The sequence below is a fragment of the Sphingobacterium sp. UBA865 genome, from assembly GCF_002295765.1.
Classification (GTDB): domain Bacteria; phylum Bacteroidota; class Bacteroidia; order Sphingobacteriales; family Sphingobacteriaceae; genus Sphingobacterium; species Sphingobacterium multivorum.
In genome coordinates this window covers 176,797-194,611 of the sequence record NZ_DBGB01000001.1, presented here as the reverse complement: position 1 = coordinate 194,611, position 17,815 = coordinate 176,797, and the positions used below count along the sequence as shown (strand labels likewise).

At 37.5% G+C, this 17,815-nt stretch carries 21 protein-coding genes; 7 read left to right on the top strand and 14 right to left on the bottom strand.

Translation table 11 applies throughout. From position 1 onward, the window contains the following. Positions 1–29 precede the first annotated feature (29 nt). A complete protein-coding gene (locus B2O97_RS00805) occupies positions 30–890 on the top strand; it encodes a hypothetical protein (protein ID WP_286766726.1) in 861 nt (286 codons plus the stop codon). Positions 891–1,037: 147 nt separating this feature from the next. Here B2O97_RS00805 and B2O97_RS00800 read toward each other — a convergent pair whose 3' ends face one another. The 4 genes from B2O97_RS00800 to B2O97_RS00785 form a co-directional block, all read right to left on the bottom strand. After that, positions 1,038–1,568, bottom strand: a complete 531-nt coding sequence (locus B2O97_RS00800) for a hypothetical protein (protein WP_286766725.1) — start codon at positions 1,566–1,568, stop codon at positions 1,038–1,040. A gap of 98 nt (positions 1,569–1,666) precedes the next feature. After that, positions 1,667–2,176: a GtrA family protein gene (locus tag B2O97_RS00795; RefSeq protein WP_286766724.1), complete on the bottom strand. Its 510-nt coding sequence runs from the start codon at positions 2,174–2,176 to the stop codon at positions 1,667–1,669. 596 nt (positions 2,177–2,772) lie between these two features. Further along, positions 2,773–3,618 carry a TlpA family protein disulfide reductase gene (locus B2O97_RS00790; RefSeq protein ID WP_286766723.1) on the bottom strand — a complete coding sequence of 282 codons (846 nt, stop codon included), beginning with the start codon at positions 3,616–3,618 and terminating at the stop codon, positions 2,773–2,775. 44 nt (positions 3,619–3,662) lie between these two features. Then, the gene (locus tag B2O97_RS00785) at positions 3,663–4,334 is read right to left on the bottom strand and encodes a bacteriocin fulvocin C-related protein (protein ID WP_286766722.1); all 672 of its coding nucleotides are present in this window, start codon (positions 4,332–4,334) and stop codon (positions 3,663–3,665) included. A 236-nt stretch (positions 4,335–4,570) separates the two neighbouring features. Between B2O97_RS00785 and B2O97_RS00780 the strand changes: the two genes are divergently transcribed. From B2O97_RS00780 to B2O97_RS00770, 3 genes are read left to right on the top strand one after another with little or no spacing between them, the layout of a single operon-like run. Next, positions 4,571–4,765: a hypothetical protein gene (locus B2O97_RS00780; RefSeq protein ID WP_286766721.1), complete on the top strand. Its 195-nt coding sequence runs from the start codon at positions 4,571–4,573 to the stop codon at positions 4,763–4,765. After that, positions 4,749–5,129 (top strand): hypothetical protein, encoded by a 381-nt coding sequence (locus B2O97_RS00775; protein ID WP_286766720.1) that lies wholly within the window; start codon positions 4,749–4,751, stop codon positions 5,127–5,129. The genes B2O97_RS00780 and B2O97_RS00775 overlap by 17 nt, the downstream gene beginning before the upstream one ends. A gap of 49 nt (positions 5,130–5,178) precedes the next feature. Then, positions 5,179–5,610, top strand: coding sequence for a hypothetical protein (locus B2O97_RS00770; protein WP_286766719.1), 432 nt, complete (start codon positions 5,179–5,181; stop codon positions 5,608–5,610). A 5-nt stretch (positions 5,611–5,615) separates the two neighbouring features. Here the strand turns inward: B2O97_RS00770 and istB are convergent, their stop codons facing one another. Further along, entirely contained in the window at positions 5,616–6,314 is a 699-nt protein-coding gene (istB, locus tag B2O97_RS00765; RefSeq protein ID WP_286726949.1) for an IS21-like element helper ATPase IstB, read from the bottom strand. Between the two features lie 57 nt (positions 6,315–6,371). Beyond that, positions 6,372–7,949 carry an IS21 family transposase gene (istA, locus tag B2O97_RS00760; RefSeq protein WP_286766718.1) on the bottom strand — a complete coding sequence of 526 codons (1,578 nt, stop codon included), beginning with the start codon at positions 7,947–7,949 and terminating at the stop codon, positions 6,372–6,374. Positions 7,950–8,368: 419 nt separating this feature from the next. On the opposite strand from istA, the gene B2O97_RS00755 reads away from it, so the two are divergent. Next, positions 8,369–8,596, top strand: coding sequence for a colicin immunity domain-containing protein (locus tag B2O97_RS00755; protein WP_286766717.1), 228 nt, complete (start codon positions 8,369–8,371; stop codon positions 8,594–8,596). A gap of 62 nt (positions 8,597–8,658) precedes the next feature. Here the strand turns inward: B2O97_RS00755 and B2O97_RS00750 are convergent, their stop codons facing one another. The 4 genes from B2O97_RS00750 to B2O97_RS00735 form a co-directional block, all read right to left on the bottom strand. Next, positions 8,659–9,189, bottom strand: a complete 531-nt coding sequence (locus B2O97_RS00750; protein ID WP_286766716.1) for a carboxypeptidase-like regulatory domain-containing protein — start codon at positions 9,187–9,189, stop codon at positions 8,659–8,661. Continuing rightward, positions 9,173–9,691, bottom strand: a complete 519-nt coding sequence (locus B2O97_RS00745; RefSeq protein WP_286766715.1) for a hypothetical protein — start codon at positions 9,689–9,691, stop codon at positions 9,173–9,175. Before B2O97_RS00745 ends, B2O97_RS00750 begins: the two co-directional genes overlap by 17 nt. A gap of 187 nt (positions 9,692–9,878) precedes the next feature. Next, on the bottom strand, positions 9,879–10,418 hold the full coding sequence (locus B2O97_RS00740) for a hypothetical protein (protein ID WP_286766714.1): 540 nt from the start codon (positions 10,416–10,418) through the stop codon (positions 9,879–9,881). Continuing rightward, positions 10,366–11,739, bottom strand: a complete 1,374-nt coding sequence (locus B2O97_RS00735; RefSeq protein ID WP_286766713.1) for a hypothetical protein — start codon at positions 11,737–11,739, stop codon at positions 10,366–10,368. The genes B2O97_RS00740 and B2O97_RS00735 overlap by 53 nt, the downstream gene beginning before the upstream one ends. A 390-nt stretch (positions 11,740–12,129) precedes the next feature. Between B2O97_RS00735 and B2O97_RS00730 the strand changes: the two genes are divergently transcribed. Next, positions 12,130–12,495 carry a hypothetical protein gene (locus B2O97_RS00730; protein WP_286766712.1) on the top strand — a complete coding sequence of 122 codons (366 nt, stop codon included), beginning with the start codon at positions 12,130–12,132 and terminating at the stop codon, positions 12,493–12,495. Positions 12,496–12,573: 78 nt separating this feature from the next. Further along, entirely contained in the window at positions 12,574–13,011 is a 438-nt protein-coding gene (locus B2O97_RS00725; RefSeq protein WP_286766711.1) for a hypothetical protein, read from the top strand. A gap of 522 nt (positions 13,012–13,533) precedes the next feature. On the opposite strand, the gene B2O97_RS00720 is transcribed toward B2O97_RS00725, so the two are convergent. From B2O97_RS00720 to B2O97_RS00705, 4 genes are read right to left on the bottom strand one after another with little or no spacing between them, the layout of a single operon-like run. After that, positions 13,534–15,327 (bottom strand): heavy metal translocating P-type ATPase, encoded by a 1,794-nt coding sequence (locus tag B2O97_RS00720; protein WP_286766710.1) that lies wholly within the window; start codon positions 15,325–15,327, stop codon positions 13,534–13,536. Positions 15,328–15,337: 10 nt separating this feature from the next. After that, positions 15,338–16,099: a phosphatase PAP2 family protein gene (locus B2O97_RS00715; protein WP_286766709.1), complete on the bottom strand. Its 762-nt coding sequence runs from the start codon at positions 16,097–16,099 to the stop codon at positions 15,338–15,340. Beyond that, positions 16,096–16,569 (bottom strand): heme-binding domain-containing protein, encoded by a 474-nt coding sequence (locus B2O97_RS00710; RefSeq protein ID WP_286766708.1) that lies wholly within the window; start codon positions 16,567–16,569, stop codon positions 16,096–16,098. The genes B2O97_RS00715 and B2O97_RS00710 overlap by 4 nt, the downstream gene beginning before the upstream one ends. 35 nt (positions 16,570–16,604) lie before the next feature. Beyond that, on the bottom strand, positions 16,605–17,762 hold the full coding sequence (locus tag B2O97_RS00705) for an efflux RND transporter periplasmic adaptor subunit (protein ID WP_286766707.1): 1,158 nt from the start codon (positions 17,760–17,762) through the stop codon (positions 16,605–16,607). Positions 17,763–17,815: the final 53 nt, after the last annotated feature.

The following is a 17,815-nucleotide window of genomic DNA, read 5'->3' as shown; positions in this document are numbered from 1 at the left end:
TTCCTACCGATGCAAAATTGTGCAAAAAAGTGATTGATTATTGCAACAAAATAGCCGGAAATGAAGGCATAAAACAAAGACAACGCTACACAAAAGTCAGCAAACAAATGGTGCGCAACACCTACAACGGAAAACATCCCAAGCGGGCAAAAGCGGCAAGGAAATCTCAAAGACAGCTCAAAACCATCGCCATGAGACTGATTCGTGAATTGCAACGGAATTTTAATGCAGAACAGCAAGAATTTTATAAAGATTTAATGACATTGTACACCAAGGTTGTCACACAAAAAAGAAACGATGCCGATAAAATTTACAGCATTCACAAGCCTTTTACCCGATGTATTGCCAAAGGAAAAGCGCATAGCCAGTATGAATTTGGGAATAAGGTAGGTTTGATAACCACCGCCAACAAAGGCAAGAAAATCATTCTCGGGATTAAAGCATTTTTGCAAACTCCTTACGATGGTCACACCATAGAACCACTTTTGGAACAGATGGAAACCGGTGGTCAAAAGCTCCCAAAAGAACTCGTTTACGATAGAGGTGGCAGAGGAAAATCAGAAATAAAGGGCGTGAAAATCTCCATCCCAAGCACTCCAAGAAAAAAAGACACTGCTTATCAAAAGCAGACAAAGCGCAAAAAATTTAGAACCAGAGCGGCAATAGAACCTATCATCGGACATTTAAAAACCGATTTTAGGCTGGCAAAAAATTATTTCATGGGAGAAACGGGACCACAAATCAATGCATTACTAGCTGCAACCGCTTGGAACATGAAGAAAATGATGGAACTACTGAAACAGAAAATTATTTTCTTATTTTATAAGATACAAATTATGCTGTTTTCTAATCCTGTTTTTAAAAATAAATTAAATAGTGGGTTTTGTTAAGGAACGACTAAATAGCTAGAAGCTTCGTACCCGCCCAATACGTTATTGTTTTCTGTTTTGGGTCTGATGATAGCGCAGGATGAGAAACAAAAGATCCGAAAAAAGACAGAAATTTTAATAGCCCAGATCAAATTACAATACCTATATCTATTTTCTATTTGCTTTTTCAACTTCTTTCCTTAACTTTTTTTGGTCCTTTTTTGAACCTATTTCATTAATATACATGGGCTGCCTTGGTAATTTTATGTCTAAGAAGTAGGTTTTAAAATTTGGTGCAATGTAAACATGCTCGATAGTCATTCCCGTTCCAAATGTATCTACAATAATTTTTCCATGGAGCAATCCCTCGGATGGGACCCTTAGCGAAAATTCTCCATTTTTATCGGTTACGGCTGTACCGATCGTATCACTTTCTGAACTAAGAAAAAAAACGCTAGCAGAAGCAATATTTTCATGATTATGGCACATGCTCACTTTGCCTTTTATTAAAGGCGATATCTCATCATCTGTATAACCTTTACCGCGTTGGCTATAACTGCTGCAGTTGTTTTGGTCTATATCAACCCAGTCGTTATAATTCTTCTTAGTGGAACAGCTAAAGAGTGTGAGCAAAAGAAGAAGCTTAACACTCCAAACGCGAACCTTTTTGTTTAATACCATTGTCTTTTCTACTATCATATTGTTCGACCCGTTTATATTAAGCGAGAAAAATCTGATGTATTTTATCGCTCATCTTGGCAATGCTGTTTTATAATGCTAACCTGATATTTAATTGACTATATTTTTTTTCTAAATGAAAAAACCTGTTGCAATACATAGCTGAAAACAGAAACTACTACCGTCGTAAGTAACGCGGAAGGAGTCGGATAGAAATGAAGTTTTTCAACAAAGAATTTGATACAGATATAATTTAAGACAATACATAGCAATACAACGAGAAAATATCTGAACAAATGTATCCTCCTTTTACGATTTGCTTGTTGACTAGAGACAACATACATATTCAGATAAAATCCCAATGGAAAGGTAATCAGGAAAGCTACTATAAAAGCAGCAATATGCGGAGTTACCGCTAATGTTTCAGTAAATTGTATAATTTTCTTTCTAAAAATAAAATTATACGATATGAAATAAATGATGATGTTTAGGGCAGCCACTCCGCCACCACAACTTGCATACCTAAATGTTTTGATTGGTATAAAATGAAACAAAATTTTATGGATGTAATCCAATATTGTTATTATTAGATCTTTAGCGACTAAATGAAGTTTTCTTAACAAAATCATATATTATTTCGAGGTGTCTTTTTAGACAGATGCAATACTAGCGTTTTATTTTAACAATTTTCCTTTTATACCAAAGTGAAGCATCTAAGTTATTCAATCTTAATAGCTCTACAAAACACCGTGTAAGAATCAGTAAAGTGACCAAGCTTTATGGGGCAGGGGGCTCACCGATAATCGAATTCCAATTCGGACAATATCCGTTCATGGTTATTCATAAAATACTTCATCAATTTATACTGTTCAGTATCCTGATATACAATCAGCTTTTGGCGGATAAAATTGGAGAGCAAGTCAATGAATGTTATCTTTTCAAGCTATACAGGTATAGTCGCGTTTTATCACTTTCCATTTTCCATTTATTCTTTCTAGGATAAAATCATTACCCTGACCGCAATGGTCAATTAAAGGAAATCACTGCAAAAAGAGATGGTCTTGTATTTTATTATTGATAAACGGAGCATTTTCATATGAACACGTATACCTTTGGATGCTAGCTTCCTCCTTATTAAAAGTAGGCCTTTCCAAAAGACGGAAATGAGACTAAGAGGTTGATTATTGTTATCGGTTTAATGCAAGATGTTAAAGTCTACCACTTGTCAATCTATCATTAATTGTTTCCTTAACTCAGCATACTCTTTGAGTGCTCCATCGGGTATACCTTTTTCCCTTGCAATCAATTCTCTATTTCGTATAAGTATTTCCGTAGGATAGCTATCGATATTGAATTGTTCGGTGAATCTTCCATCTGGATCGTATAGAAAATTAATTCCTTGCAAAGCTTGGTTATGGATTGTGTAATAGTTCTGGAAGGCTGTGTATGAATCTATTTTCCCGTTAACGATAACATAAATAGACAGATCAAGGTTTTTGATTGCCTGTAAATATGTTAATTTTTTGAGACATGGGCCACAGGAAGTAAACATAAAGTCCATTAGCACAGGACGCTCAAAATGAATGTTTACAGAATCTTTTTGGACGGAAACAAAAGGGTGTAACGTAATACTATTCAAGCTTAATGAAGTTTCAACAATTTCTTTTCGGACGATCAATTTTGGGTAAATTCCAAAGGAATAGAATAAAATGATAAAGGAGCTGACCAATATCATGATCATCCTTTTTTTTGGAAGGATTATAAGGATAGCGAATGCAAGAAAAAAAAGAATTGTTATAACCGGAAAAACAAACGGTACTAGGCCATCAGAATTCACATAAAGTCCTAAAACTGTTAAAAATAAAATTGGTAATACTATTAGTATTTTGTTTTTTTTAATAGGCATTACTCGGTTTATTAAAAATAAACCGAGTAGAAACAAAGAAAAAATTGGTAAGTATTTAAATCTGGCATCGGCCTGAAAATATCCGCTCCTAAGTATAAACATTGGTAGAACCATTACATAAATACAATGTATTACATAGGATAAAATTTTACCCGCTTTGCTCATAAGCCATTATTTTGTTAGAGTTTTCATTCCAAATAATCTATTATCTACTGAGGAGGATTAGGAGGATTAGTTCTCTCTATTTCACACGCACCATCACAGGGTCTTAACCAAAAAGACCCACAGCCAGTCTGATTATTAGCGCAGCTGTTTTTGCTTTTGCATTTAGCTTCGGGACCTGCACAGTCTTTTATAACGATTCCTTGTCCACCAGTGTAACATTCACAGTCAAACCCAGCAGCAACATTAGCCAACGATGATACGGATTGCTGAGCTAAATACTTTTCAAGATCCGTTTCTAGAGAATACAAAAGGAATTTATAAATGTTATTATTCCATTTGAACTGATTAGAGGTTTCTAAATACCATTTAGCAATGAAATTGTCAAATTCTCGCTCATGTGTAGAGATCTGATTTACAGTTTCAGAATCTAAAAAATCTTTGAGTACAGCTATTTGTTTAATTTCAGCATCTGTCTTAAAAGTAATTTTTTCTTCAATTATTTTACTGAACTTTTGTTTGAATAGTGAGATGATTTCATTTTTATCCGTAATACCGGAAATAAAAACTTTCTGCGCTTGAGGAGAAAGGGCGAGCACATCTTTTATTTTTACTTCGGGCGAAGTCGGAATGGGGATTTCTTCAAACTTAATTGAATCTTTACAAGACGCTAATAGCAATCCCGTGACTACAAATAAAAATAGCATTAGATTTTTCATAATTATATTTATTTTTAGGTTAATATTTCTAATAAATATATGTATATTTTTCTGTTTTTCAAATAATTGTATAGTTTATTATCTTGACCTACTCCCCTTTATTCTGACAAAATCTAGCGTTAGGAATCCCTGAATCGGGAGCACCAAACATATTGGCTATACCTATGATGCAGCAGGCGGCAAATTGAAGCGAGAGTCTACGGTTGGAAGCATTACTACCGAACAGGACTATATAAGTGGGATCGAATACGCCAGGACAGGTGTGTGTGGCAAGTTCTGTGATCGAGCATATTGCCACGGAGGATGGTTTTCTGTTGAACAGTTGGGGTACATATAGCTATTACTACCATTTGACGGACCATCTGGGCAATGTAAGGGTAGTGCTCAACAAAGACGTTACGGCGGCGGCGCCAGTTGATACAAGTTTTTAATGCCAACAATGCTGCTTTTGAACCGAAAAATGGTACTTCAACTTTCGAAGGAGTTGTTGACAATGATTATCCGAGGGGAACAGGCTTAGCAACAGTAGCTTTGCGAAAAGGTAAAGACGGAACAGGGCTAGATGCTGTAGCGATGCCCGGTGCGAATAAAAAAAAGGAAGTAGCTAAAGGTGTTTCAATTCACGTTGGAGGATTTTTTAAAAATCCAGCAAGTTCACCAGTTCTTTCAAGAGTTGGATCTAAAGGGTGTTATGCAGTTGTCTGGGAGGAGAAGAAATCGAGAATTTTGCAGAAGATATATCCAATAGAGCAACCGCAAATATTGAAGCAGGGACAGAAACTAAGATTAATGTGATTGTAGAAAAAAGAGAAGAAGTAACAAAAACTTACAAAACAAACTAAGTATGGCAAAATATAAATCGCAAATTATCGTTTCAGTATTTTTATTCGGTGTTTTGTTTTGTTCTTTAGGAACTGATCGAAATACCAAGGATATAAGACTAATTGGGCAATGGTGTGGAAAAACAGATGATATTTCTATTTCGATTACATTTAGAGAAGATTCTGGTGTAATAGCGTATTTACCTTATAATCGTATAGTCCCGTTTAGGTACCGAATTAAGCAGGATTCTATTCTATCCATATCAAGTGGTCGTAACAAGTCTTTACATTTGATTGAATTTTTGTCGAAAGATAAATTCATATTATTACCCTATTCCAAAAAATGGAATTCGGAAATGATTGATGTAATTGTGGATATAATGTTGAAGTTGACCCCTCCGCTGGACATACTGACCCCTCTAACAAGGCTTTTTTCAGTCCAACTGATGACCTGACAATATTACTTCTTTTTTCTTAGACTTTCGCCTTTAAGTTCGATTCTGTAAGATCCATGGATCAGTCTATCGAGTATTGCGTCTGCAATTGTATCTTCACCGATTACATCATACCAGCTGGCCACAGGTAACTGACTGGCAATTATTGTCGAGGCCTTAGCGTGTCTATCTTCAATTATTTCCATCAGATCCAGCCTTTGCTGCTGGTCTAGATTTACCAGGCCGAAGTCATCGACAATAAGTAGGTCTGCTTTTGATATCCTGTCCATCAGCTTGTGCAGTGTACCTTCAAGGCGGGCCATTTTAGTCTTTAGAAGTAGTTTTTGCAGGTTAAAGTACAGGACTTTATACCCCTGTGCGCAGGCATGATGGCCCAATGCTGAAGAGAGGAAGCTCTTCCCACAGCCCGTAGCACCGCTGATGAGTATCGGATCTCCTTTTTTGATGTACTCGCCGGTAGCCAGCGTAGTGATCAATCCCTTGTCCAAACCTCTGGTAGCGACCATGTTTATTTCCTCTATGGAAGCCTGATAGCGGAACCCGGCATTCTGTTTGAGACGCTCAAACCTTTTTTCATCCCGTTCATCTGATTCTGCCTGCAGCAATAGGGACAGTCCTTCGGAAAGGGTGAGTTCTGTACTGCGGCGGGTTTCATTCAATGCTTTCCAGTTACGCTCCATACCATGTAAGCGCAACGCTCTCATCTGTGTTTCAATATTCATCTTATTTTATTATTTGTTTATTTTATTCTATTCTATTCATCACTGTATTGCGGATCCATCGTTTGACTGATCAAACAGTGTCGGCTGGCTGCCTTCATAATACCCTCTTCCCCTGATATTGGCATGCTCTGGCAGGGAGCTTTTTACGGAAGTTTCCTGCTGACTGTTTGCTGTTTCATTTTCAAGTACATTCCTAAAGTAGTAGTAGGTATATAGCTTATTTTTTAGTACGTAACTACATGCTTTGTCAAACTGTTCTGCCGGGAAGTCCCGTTTTAGCCTGAACAGTCCGTCACAGGTACGGAATAACTGCTCGGGATAATGCGCCCGCTCAAAGAGTATCTCCAGAAGTCTGGCGAACTCCGCAGAGTGTGCTTTTGCCCTTGTCAGGTACGTTTCATGCGAGCGGTTCTTATACGCCTGATGTTCGGACTTTAAATGTGTCGCCAGAGTGGTGTACGCATTTTCCCTGTAACTGCGTATGTGCGAGGCAATCTGTTTGCCCCGACAATAGATCCAGAGCATATTGCGTGTGTAAATGATCTTTACCTTTGTTCCGATATAAGCGAAGGGTACGCTGTAATAGTGTTTATTGCGCTGCAGGTAGATATGTCCGTTATCTCCAACTTTGAGTTCAGCGTAGCTCTTCAGCTCGAAGCGTTCTTTGGGAAGTTCGCCCAATGTTGATTTTTCGGAACTTAAGAACCGCTCTTCCCGGCAGTATGGCTTTTGCTGCATCCGGGTCTGGTTGTGCTTTAACATACAGACCTTTATGGCTTCATTGAGCGTATGGATATCAAAGAACTGCCTGTTTCTCAGTGGTGCAAAAACACGGGTATAGATCATTTTTACCTGATTTTCTACCAATGATTTGTCTTTTGGGCGGCCTGCACGTGCTGGAACCACAGCTGTGCCGTAGTGATTGGCAAAGTCTTCCATGGACTGGTTCAGGACCGGCTCATATTTATCGGCCTTGATGACCGCTGCTTTGAGATTGTCGGGGACAATGGCCTTTGGTACACCGCCAAGAGACTCCAGGCAGCTGCTCAGTGCATAAAAAAAGTCAGGGGTCTGCTGAGATGGTACAGCGATTGCAAACGCATAGTCTGAAAAGGGCAGGCAGGCCACAAATACTTCACAGGCGACCAGCTCCCCAGTGGACCTGTCAATATAATGGAGCTTTTTTCCGGAAAAGTCAATATATAATTTATCGCCGGCGGTATGTTCAAGCACCATGCTGCCCTTGCGCGAGACAAGCTGTTGCCTTAAATGATAGTTGAACTGTGGATAGCTATAACCGGTGGGATCACTTTCTATATATTCCTGCCAGAGCAGCAGCTTGGTAACTCCGGTACGCTTAAGTTCTTTTTCATAATAGTCAAGACGGCTTTTTAGGTACTCAAACTTGTCTGCCTTGTAAGCAGGATTCCCTGCGTAGAACGACTTTTCCAACAGGGGGTCCTCCTGTTTAAGAAGTTCTTCCGTATTGAAACCGCCGTCGGCCATCTTTTTGAGATAGGACTTCACCGTATTCTTGCTCATACCAAGGATGCGGGCGATTGTTTTTATCCCGCTACCGCTCTGGTACAATCTGATTAATTGCTTTATCTGACTCATTCGTTTTGGTTTTCCAGCCATCAGTGATCCGAATTGTTTGATCACTAAGTAACAAAAACTACTTGCTAAGGGGTCAGCATGCTCCAGCGCAATGAACTGAAAAAATAAATTAGGGGGTCAACATCAGCCAGTATGGCAGTTGAATAACAGCTTTAAACGCACTACGCATCCCTAATTCTAATTCAATTTTGAGGGGTCAGCTTGTTCAAGTATATCCAGTAATTGATCAAGTTGAATTTGTTAGAAGATATTCTGAGTAAATAATGTGGATAGATTTGTGGTCTAAAATAGGAATCTGGAATGTCTTGGATCAGTTGACGTATGAGCTTGAGAAGGATTTGTAATCTCTCCAAACAAGCCTATTGGGATTATTTTAGTGGATAGTTTATACAATCACAGTTTTAATAATTGTTATGTCGATGAGTTCAAAAAATACGGAAGGTACCAATTTCCAGAAATACCTTGATCTTATACGCGGTTTTTTAAGCAACGAGATCACAGCTTCAGTTTTTGAAACTCGTTTTCTTCAGCTTAGGCGGGAAGATAGCCAATGTATGAAATTTGGTTCTGATCATAAGGCCTATCGAATTTTAGATACGCTGAAGTATACGTCTCTGAATATCGAAATGACAAAAATGGACAAATAAAAAATGTGAAGTCCTTTCGACTCCACATTTCTATAATTAATACACTTTGTGGTACGATGCTGTTACCTCTTTTGTTTTTTCATTTCTTCTATCTCTCGCTTTAGCTGGTCTCGATCTTCTTTCTTGTAAAATTCTAACTCCGTTGCAGAATAATCGTACTTGAATAGTCTCGCTTTTATTCTGGTATTATTGACAAAAATACCAAAGTCTATGTTTGCTACCGTAAGAAAACCAGCACTATTTCCATCAATTTCGATACTTCCAAATTTTGTGAGTTTTGCCAGATTTGTACTGAATGATCCATCTGCGTCTGAAGATACTTTTTTGAGCGTATTTCCTTCCGAGTCTAAAAATCGTATCTCGGCATTGGGTACCTTTCTTTTTGTCTTAGCTTCAGTGATAATGCCTGAAATCGTTACCGAGTCTTGCGAATCGTTCTCGTCTAAATAGCTAGAAGTTTCGTACCCGCCCGATACGTTATTGTTTTCTGTTTTGGGTATGATGACAAAACAGGATGAGAAACAAAAGGCCCAAAAAAAGACAGAAATTTTAATAGCCCAGATCAAATTATAGCACCTATCTATATTTTTCATTTGCTTTTTCAACTTCTTTCCTCAATTTTTTCTGATCCTTTTTTGAACCTATTTCATTAATATACATAGGCTGCCTTGGTAATTTTATGTCTAAGGCGTAGATTTTAAAATTTGGCGCAATGTAAACATGCTCGATAGTCATCCCTGTTCCAAATGTATCTACAATAATTTTTCCATGGAGCAATCCCTCGGATGGGATCGTTAGCGAAAATTCTCCATTTTTATCTGTGATGGCTGTACCAATTGTATCACTCTCTGAACTAAGAAAGAAAACTCTAGCAGAAGGAACATTTTCATTATTATGACACATTCTCACTTTGCCCTTTATTAAAGGCGATATCTCATCATCTGTATAACCTTTACCTCGTTGGCTATAGCTGCTGCAGTTGTTTTGGTCTATATCAACCCAGTCATTATAATTCTTCTTTGTGGAACAGCTAAAGAGTGTAAGCAAAAGAAGAATTTTAAAACCACAAAAGTTTAACTTTATGCGTAATGCCATTAAAAATTTGGACCTTTTTTATATTTCAAATAATAAACAAACATTCTTTATATAAATAGGTTCCGTTGTAAACAAGATGAAATTTTTAGCACCACCAAAAGCTGTTTTTTTACTTGCTTGTACCTACCTCTAAAATCTAACTCATTTCAATATTAATAATTTTTGTTGAGTTTGGTTTCATTTATATCTATTTATTATTTTGATTCTTGATTTCTTTAATCTCTTTTTTCGAAAGGGGGACTGTGCTTGTCATAACTCCATTTATAATAAACAGTTTCACAGATATTTCTACTTGTGAATAAAATCGACCCATATCAACTTTAGCAATTTCAAGTTCACCTAATGAATTTCCATCGGATCCATTTATATTAATATTCCCGACAGTAGGTTCAGTTTTTATGGTAAATTTAAATCTTCCTTTACTATCAGCTGTTTTTTTAGCAATTAATTTATTATTTGTATCTCGAACTTCAATTTCTGCATTTGGTACTATTTTATTACTTCCTCCCATGCGTACCTCACCCTGAAGTGATATTATTCCTTCAAGATCTCTATTATCTTTTAAATATTTTATATTATAGCCCCCACTGTCTTTTCCTTTGAAATAATTGGCATCTCGTTTCCTAATCGATATACAGGAAAACAATGTTACGGATAAAAATAAAAACAAGAATTTAACAGCCAAGTTTTGTACCTTTTCTGGATGTACCCTCTTTAATAATTCCATATTGTTCTGCTTTAATAGTATTAGTTATCCTAGTTTTTGTTTCATCGTCCAATTTATTAAATGCCTTAGTTCCGGTCAGCCCTTTCCATGCTAAATCATCGTAATACGTGCCATTCAATTTGTATCCCATCAATTCACCATAACTTTTAAGACTTGTCGATATATCAGTAATAAAGTTTTTAGTTATTATATCATGCTGTAGGCTGTTTTGATCTACGTTCAAAGATAGTTGTATATATTTTTCAAATAATTGTGGATACGCTAATTTACTGTTTACTGGGTCATCTTTTGCCCATGCGACAATAAAAGCGTGTATAGATTCATGCAATATTGTTGTTGCTACGGCTAGATCTGTAACATTCCGTACAACATCTGGATTATTATTGAAGTTTATTGTGACATATCCTGCTTTAGATACTGTTGTTTCAACGCCACTAACCTGAGATATATCAGATAGGTTTACCATTTTAAAATTCAAATTGTATCCGGGTACATATCCTGAGAATTTGTTAATAATATCTGCAACTGTATTGCCTTTAAGCATTTGTAGTCTTTCTAGAACATTTTTCATACAGTCAGGAAGATTTGAGTCATCAATTCTTTCATTAAAATCATTTACAGCAGCTTCTGCGTCTCCCTCTCCAGATGTCCCACTGCCACCTGCACCGCTTCCATCATCACCAAAAGGATCTAAAGTTTCATAATCTATAGGGCCACCTCCTTGGTCAGGATCATCCGTCCCTGTTCTTTGAGGTTCGCAGTTTACGTAATTTAATATACCATTCACATAACCGTATACACATTTTCTTTCAGCTGTACTTTTTTTACCATTCGCAATTTTGATGCTTATCACCTCGCGTTGAATCTTGTGCCCCTCTTTATAAAAGATTGTTGATTGTCTCCCTGTCAGGATAGATTTTGAGATAATTGTTCCTGTATAACCTTTTTTTGTGTTTTCTGGGATAAAGGTTATTAAAATATAGTTCCATTTATCTTTGGTTTTTATAGCTTTTATCCATACTAAATTTTCGATAGGAACTTTGGAGGAATCAGTTGAAAGCAATTGAACTTGATCAAATAAATTTACCTTAACATAGATAGTGTCGTCGGAGACTATTTTGTTTTTTTGCCAATTAATGGAAGTCTTCAAATTGGCTATCAAAAAATTAGAATCTGCCTGACTGTAATTGGTTTGTTTTTGAAAGTCGGCTCGCAATAAATCAATTTTCTCTTTAATTGGATCTTTGGGGATAATCTCATATTGATCTTTACATCCTCCAATAAAAATAAAAATTGTAAAAAGTAATAAAATTCTCTTCATTAAATTAAGGTGTTATTTGTTTTGCTAGTATGGCGTGAAGTTAATAAATAATAGGTTAAAATATTGGAATACGATAAATACTACACTAAAGTGTTCATTTTTTTACAGAAAAAGATTAATATAGCCTAAAGTGGCTAATAAAGAGTAGTTTAGAAGAACCGGAAGTGCTATCGGTAACGATTTAGTAATGGTGCTTACTGCACTTGCTTTCATTTGATTACCTTGTAAATCATTACTGCAAATTTAATAAATAAAGGGTAAAGTCTTAACATACTTTACCTTTTATCTCGTTTTTTCCTTTCATTTTAGAAGCTGGATCAGGGAAAACAGATTTCATTTTATAATCTTAATCCTTATTGCCATGTTAAGGTCTACAAAGCGGAGGGAGTGTTGCTTAACAATACTTTAGACATTTCTGGACACCAGACAATCCATTATGCGATCAGCGAAGAGTTAAATACTGCTATATATATTACCAAAGAGATAGAAAAACCTAAATGGATTATATCAGATGATTTGATAAATGTTAAACACTATTTTTTCTTGATTTATTTTGACGAAGATAGCCAACTGATGTTTGTTCATTCTTCAATAAAAACGCCTCAATTCTATGACTCGCTAATTGAGCGCTTTGCTATCGGCAAATATGAACGCATTTCTAAATATCAACTTAATAAAGTGTTAGCAGACATAAAAAATCCCGAATTTTTTAATATTGGAATGCAAAATCGTTCTGCTAATAGTGGGGAATCTTAAAGGATAGTCGCGGGGCCAAACGCCGAGACATCAATCAGAAAGAGCCACAGTAAAAATTATGCAAATGGTCATGTTTTCATGAAAGGAGTGTCTAATGGAGACAATGTGACAGTTGGATACAGTAGTGGCTCTAAGGGTTGGAGTAATGCGTACCAAAGAATTCCGGACTATATAAAGTGGTGCCAAGCATTGGCAAAGAAAATCGTTAGCGACAAGGTCGTAAAAACAAATACTGCCTTTGACGACTTACCAATAGGCGTGGTAGTCGATAAGTTTCCATTGCAAGCCCATGGTGCCACATGGAATGGGATTACTTTTAATGAATTTCCTTTAATCAACGAAGTAAATGAGGATGAGATTGTTCAAACTAATCAATTGCTTGATTTCGAAATCATCGTGGATAATGAAAGTAGTAGTTTAGATGAATTGCATATGGTTTTGGTTCACGAGCATTTGTCATACAAGCTTAGCTATAACTTCACTGATCATTTTAAATTAATTGAACCATTGGAATGATCTATTTATAGAAGTTAACGGAAATTGAAAAAAAGAATTTAGTATTAAAGATCCTTTTGTCCTTGAAATAGTTGACAAGAAACTAAAGGACTACCGTAAAAACTATTTACATAATTGGTTATGTAAAATTAAAGAATAAAATTTATCCGGCAAACAGAAATGGAAATAAATCTTTCACAGCTTGGGTTTTACCTGTGAAAAGTTCTCATTTGATAGTAGGAATTTTATACTTGGATTAGTGGATGCCGTTTGTAACAGTGGTATTCCGATAAAACTGTAAGGCTATGAAAACAGCACGCTAAACCAAAACAAAAGGGGCTGTCCTTGTGAGACAATCCCCTTTTAAAATTGCTTAATTAGAAGCGATTCTTTTTAACAACCCTTTATGCCTTTCAACAGGTCATTATCGACGCTGATGTAACCCAGATAATAGATGTTTTGCCCTTCGGTCTTTATGGACGTTTTTATTTTACTTGAACAGCGACCTTTGAAGGTTTTCCTGACAATTAACAAATGTTGTGGTTACGTTCTGTCCTTCAAAGCCCTTAATGCCGAGGTAATGGAAATCACATCCACCACTTCCTGCAATCCGGCCCCAATCAATGCCGGTAAAACACCGAAAGCGGCAATCAGCATCAGCACGGTACATACGGCAATGCCAATAAAAACGGATTGACGGGCAATCTTCATCGTTTCTTTGGAAATGAGAATAGTATCACTCACTTTTTGCAGATTGTCTCTTAAAATCACGACGTCTGCCGAATCGCTCGCGGCACTCGATCCTTTAGCACCCATCGCAATGCCTACATCGGCAACGGTCAACGATGGTGCATCGTTCACGCCATCACCCACCATTACAACAGGACGAAATTCGTCGGGCATACTTTTCAGGATTTTCAGTTTGTCTTCCGGCAAACAGCCACCGTGCACTTCCGTAATGCCAATTTCTTTGGCAATGTTTTCAGAAATACTTTGCTTGTCGCCGGAAATCATCATAATTTTTTGGATACCCATTTTTATTAATTGGGCAATGGTTTGCCGGGCTTCGGGACGCACCTCATCGATAAAGGTGATTTCCCCAACATATTTGTCATTCACCGAAACAAACAACGAGGTTTTTTCCGTTTTAATTTGAATGGGTTCAGCCGTTACAAAACTCAGTTTACCTACTTTCACCAGTTTGCCATCAACTTTTCCTTGAATACCATTTCCTTCTATTTCCTTTAAATCTGTTGCCAGAAGAATCGTTTTATCGCCGATATATTTCATCACCGAAACCGCCAAAACGTGGGAAGATTGCTGTTCCACGCTGGCTACAAAATCAATCAGTTCGTCTTTCGAATAAGGATTTTCCGGGATAATGTCGTCCAAAGTAAGATCGCCTTTGGTTAAAGTTCCGGTTTTATCGAAGGCGATGGCTTTCATTCTGTCCAGTTTTTCGATGACAGTCCCGGATTTTATCACCACCCCATTTCTGCTGGAACGGCTCATTCCGGCTATCAGGGCAATGGGAGCCGCCAGAATCAGCGGGCAGGGTGAAGCCACCACCAACACTTCGGCAATGCGGTTGGGATCTTTGGTAATCAAATAAGCAATTCCGGCAATTAAAAAAGCAACGATGGTAAAAGGCAAAGCGTACCGATCCGCCATTCGCACAAAATGTGCCGGCTCTTTTTCGGAATTATGCACCAATTGCACGAGTTGCTGGTACTGGCTTTCTTTGGCGAGTTTGGAAACCTGAATGGTAATGGCTCCCGAACCATTCACCGAACCCGACCATAAGCCGTTGCCTTTGGTTTTGTTGACGGGTTTGGATTCGCCCGTGAGCGAAGATTCGTCCAGCAGCACCTCTGAACTCAGTAAAATTCCGTCCACGGGAATAATTTCCTTGGGTTTTACGATGATGATGTCACCGATTTTAATATCCTCCACAGGAACGTCATCTAAATCGTTTCCTGTTTTTTTATGAGCAATTCGGGGGGTATTATCAAGCAATGATTTTAAATCTTTCCGGGCTTTTTTCTGGGCATAATCTTCCAACGAATCACCTCCGGTAATCATAATGAGGATAATGAGTGCCGCCCAATAATTACCAACAGCTAAGGTTGCAGCAATGGCAGAAATCGCCAAAATATCCACGCCAAAATTCCCGGAACGAAGCACGTCGATCATTCCTTTCAGAAGAACAATAGACATCAAAATGCCGGTTGCCGTAATTAAGATTTTAGAATAATAGGGTTCTTTTAGAATAAATTCCATAACAAGTGCCACTAAGGCAATGCTGAGAACGACAATGAATTTATATATATTTTTCATTTTTATAATTTTAAAAGTTTAGAGACAAACCTAATCCCATTGTTTTACTTTGATAAAACGGATATACAAGAGCACTGTTTTCGGTATGATTTATTGAAAATAGTTGACTGACTTTCGGGAACAGCCAATAAGCAACTTCTGTGGAGAGAATACCAATACCGGCACCTGCAACCACATCACCCACCCAATGTTTATCATTCAAAATCCGATAAACTCCCGTAAAAACAGCAATAGGATAACCAGTCAAACTTAACCAAATATTTTCATCCTGATATTCCCGAAACATAAACTGGGCAGTTGCAAAGGCAAACGTCGTGTGTCCGGACGGAAATGACAGTGCATTGGAACCATCGGGTCGCTCTTCTTTTACCAAATGCTTGGCAGGTAATACGACAGCACTTGAAATCAACAGTGATGTGCCTAAAATAATACTTCGGTCTTTCAAATTATGTTTTCCTTCAATTCCGATAGCATTTAATCCATAAACCAATGCTGCCGGTAAATATTGGGCATAATTATCCAGTTTTGATTTATCCGGCTGATGCTCACCAATTTCATATCTGGTGGAGTTGTTCAACTGTTTCAGGTCATCAGAAGTCAGACTTAGGATTCCATATCCAATAAAAACAGATGGTACTATCAGCTTTTTATATTTGAATTGATATACCGATACAGAATCTGATGCCGGCTTTTGGGCAATGTTCTGCAACCCACTTTGAGCCACACTCCATTGGGATAAGCACAACAGGATTAATACAATAACACTCTTCATCGGTTAATAGCTTTACGATTGATTACCTTTTTTGTGGCAATGACCCAATCCCGGAGTTGCTGCTTCTGCTCATCCGACAATTTTGCATTGTTATGGATAAGGGTATAACTTTTCAATGGCATTTCTCCTGCATTTACGGTTTCCTCAATCTCAGCCAGCTTACGTAATTTCTGATCTGTAGCATATGCATTAAATTCATCAAAATTCAGATGTTTTTTTCCATCCGCGATATGTTCTGCCAGCCACCATTTGATGGGTTGCAACTTGTTGTAAGATGGATAAACCGTGTTATTGGAATGGCAGTCGTAACAACTGGTTTTCAGGATTTGCTGCACATTTGAGGGAATGCTGTAATGGTTTTCTATGGCACTTTCAGGCACTATTGCAGAAGTATTGGGCGTTACCCCAAAGAACTGGATGCCAATCAGCAAAATCAGTAATAGGGGAATGATTGCTTTTATAATTTTCATTTTTTTAAATATTTATATGAGATTTTATCTGACTATTAATCTTCATCTTCGCTTGTGTTCTTCAGCTTCATCAATAAAGTATAAGCATTTTTGGTTACGATTTTCTTGCCTTTGAAATCAGAAAAGTTGAGGATCTCAACATAGCTATTTTCAGAAATTCCTAACGTGACCGGCATCATCTTCCAGCTTTGTTTTCCGGCTTCTACAAAAACAAAATTTTTCCCTTCAAAATCCACCACACTTTCTTCGGGAATGGCGTTGGCAAAGGAATTTTCGGTTTCCACTTCGGCATTCATATACATTCCGGGAATGAGTGCCGGATCGTATTTTTCAAAATGACAATGCACATCGGCAATGCCACTTCCGTCCACATCTTTACTCGTCAGCAAAATTTCACCGGCATATTTTTTTGAAGGATCTACATTGGTATAAGCCACAATCTGTTGCCCGGTTTTCAGCATTTCCAAATCCTTTTCATACACTTTTAAATTGAGGTGAATATCAGAAGGATTGATGAGTTCAAACAGCACATCCGAAGACGTTACATATTTGCCTACATTCACATTCACCTTGCTCACAAAACCGTTGATGGTACTATAGACAGGTACGCTCTGCTGAATATTTCCGGCAGATATCTTAGCCGGATTTATGTTGACCAACTTCAGTTGCTGGGCAATGGAATTCATCAGAATTTGCTGATCGCTCATAATGGATTGTGCCTGCTGCATCACTTTATCACTACTTGCCTGGCTTTGGTTGAGCTTATTTTGTCGGTTATAATCCAGTTGGGCAAAGTGGTATTTGGATTTTGCCATCAGATAATCCTGCTGCAACTGTACAAACTGCGGATTTTCAATAACGGCAATTACCTGATATTTAACTACTTTCATTCCTGGCAAAAGGCGGGTGCTTTTCAGATAGCCGCCCAGCGGTGTACTTACGGAAACCAGATTTTGCGGTGGTACATCAATTTTACCGTTGAGTTTCAATACGGTGGAAATATGCTGCATCGACAGTTCCGCGGTTTCAATGGGGGTATTGTGTAACTGTGCATCGGTGAAAATAACCGTGTTTTCGTCTTTCGGATTTGCAGTTTTGGTGGCGGTGGTTTCTTGTTTTTGTTGACATTGAACTGCGGAAAGCAGTACTATCAAGACCAAAAAATAAGAACCGTATAATTTTAATATTTTCATTTTCTTGTCTAATTATATATTGATTTGAAAAATTCTGTTTACTGTTTAAAATA

What these genes read in the sequence shown, in the direction of transcription:
- B2O97_RS00770 (WP_286766719.1), top strand. Translation starts at nt 5,179, where the DNA reads ATGGCAAAATATAAATCGCAAATTATCGTTTCAGTATTTTTATTCGGT.
- B2O97_RS00735 (WP_286766713.1), bottom strand. Translation starts at nt 11,739, where the DNA reads ATGAAGAGAATTTTATTACTTTTTACAATTTTTATTTTTATTGGAGGA.
- B2O97_RS00720 (WP_286766710.1), bottom strand. Translation starts at nt 15,327, where the DNA reads ATGAAAAATATATATAAATTCATTGTCGTTCTCAGCATTGCCTTAGTG.
- B2O97_RS00755 (WP_286766717.1), top strand. Translation starts at nt 8,369, where the DNA reads ATGAGTTCAAAAAATACGGAAGGTACCAATTTCCAGAAATACCTTGAT.
- B2O97_RS00750 (WP_286766716.1), bottom strand. Translation starts at nt 9,189, where the DNA reads ATGAAAAATATAGATAGGTGCTATAATTTGATCTGGGCTATTAAAATT.
- B2O97_RS00785 (WP_286766722.1), bottom strand. Translation starts at nt 4,334, where the DNA reads ATGAAAAATCTAATGCTATTTTTATTTGTAGTCACGGGATTGCTATTA.
- B2O97_RS00795 (WP_286766724.1), bottom strand. Translation starts at nt 2,176, where the DNA reads ATGATTTTGTTAAGAAAACTTCATTTAGTCGCTAAAGATCTAATAATA.
- B2O97_RS00790 (WP_286766723.1), bottom strand. Translation starts at nt 3,618, where the DNA reads ATGAGCAAAGCGGGTAAAATTTTATCCTATGTAATACATTGTATTTAT.
- B2O97_RS00710 (WP_286766708.1), bottom strand. Translation starts at nt 16,569, where the DNA reads ATGAAAATTATAAAAGCAATCATTCCCCTATTACTGATTTTGCTGATT.
- istA (WP_286766718.1), bottom strand. Translation starts at nt 7,949, where the DNA reads ATGAGTCAGATAAAGCAATTAATCAGATTGTACCAGAGCGGTAGCGGG.
- B2O97_RS00715 (WP_286766709.1), bottom strand. Translation starts at nt 16,099, where the DNA reads ATGAAGAGTGTTATTGTATTAATCCTGTTGTGCTTATCCCAATGGAGT.
- B2O97_RS00740 (WP_286766714.1), bottom strand. Translation starts at nt 10,418, where the DNA reads ATGGAATTATTAAAGAGGGTACATCCAGAAAAGGTACAAAACTTGGCT.
- B2O97_RS00745 (WP_286766715.1), bottom strand. Translation starts at nt 9,691, where the DNA reads ATGGCATTACGCATAAAGTTAAACTTTTGTGGTTTTAAAATTCTTCTT.
- B2O97_RS00705 (WP_286766707.1), bottom strand. Translation starts at nt 17,762, where the DNA reads ATGAAAATATTAAAATTATACGGTTCTTATTTTTTGGTCTTGATAGTA.
- istB (WP_286726949.1), bottom strand. Translation starts at nt 6,314, where the DNA reads ATGAGAGCGTTGCGCTTACATGGTATGGAGCGTAACTGGAAAGCATTG.
- B2O97_RS00725 (WP_286766711.1), top strand. Translation starts at nt 12,574, where the DNA reads ATGAAAGGAGTGTCTAATGGAGACAATGTGACAGTTGGATACAGTAGT.
- B2O97_RS00800 (WP_286766725.1), bottom strand. Translation starts at nt 1,568, where the DNA reads ATGATAGTAGAAAAGACAATGGTATTAAACAAAAAGGTTCGCGTTTGG.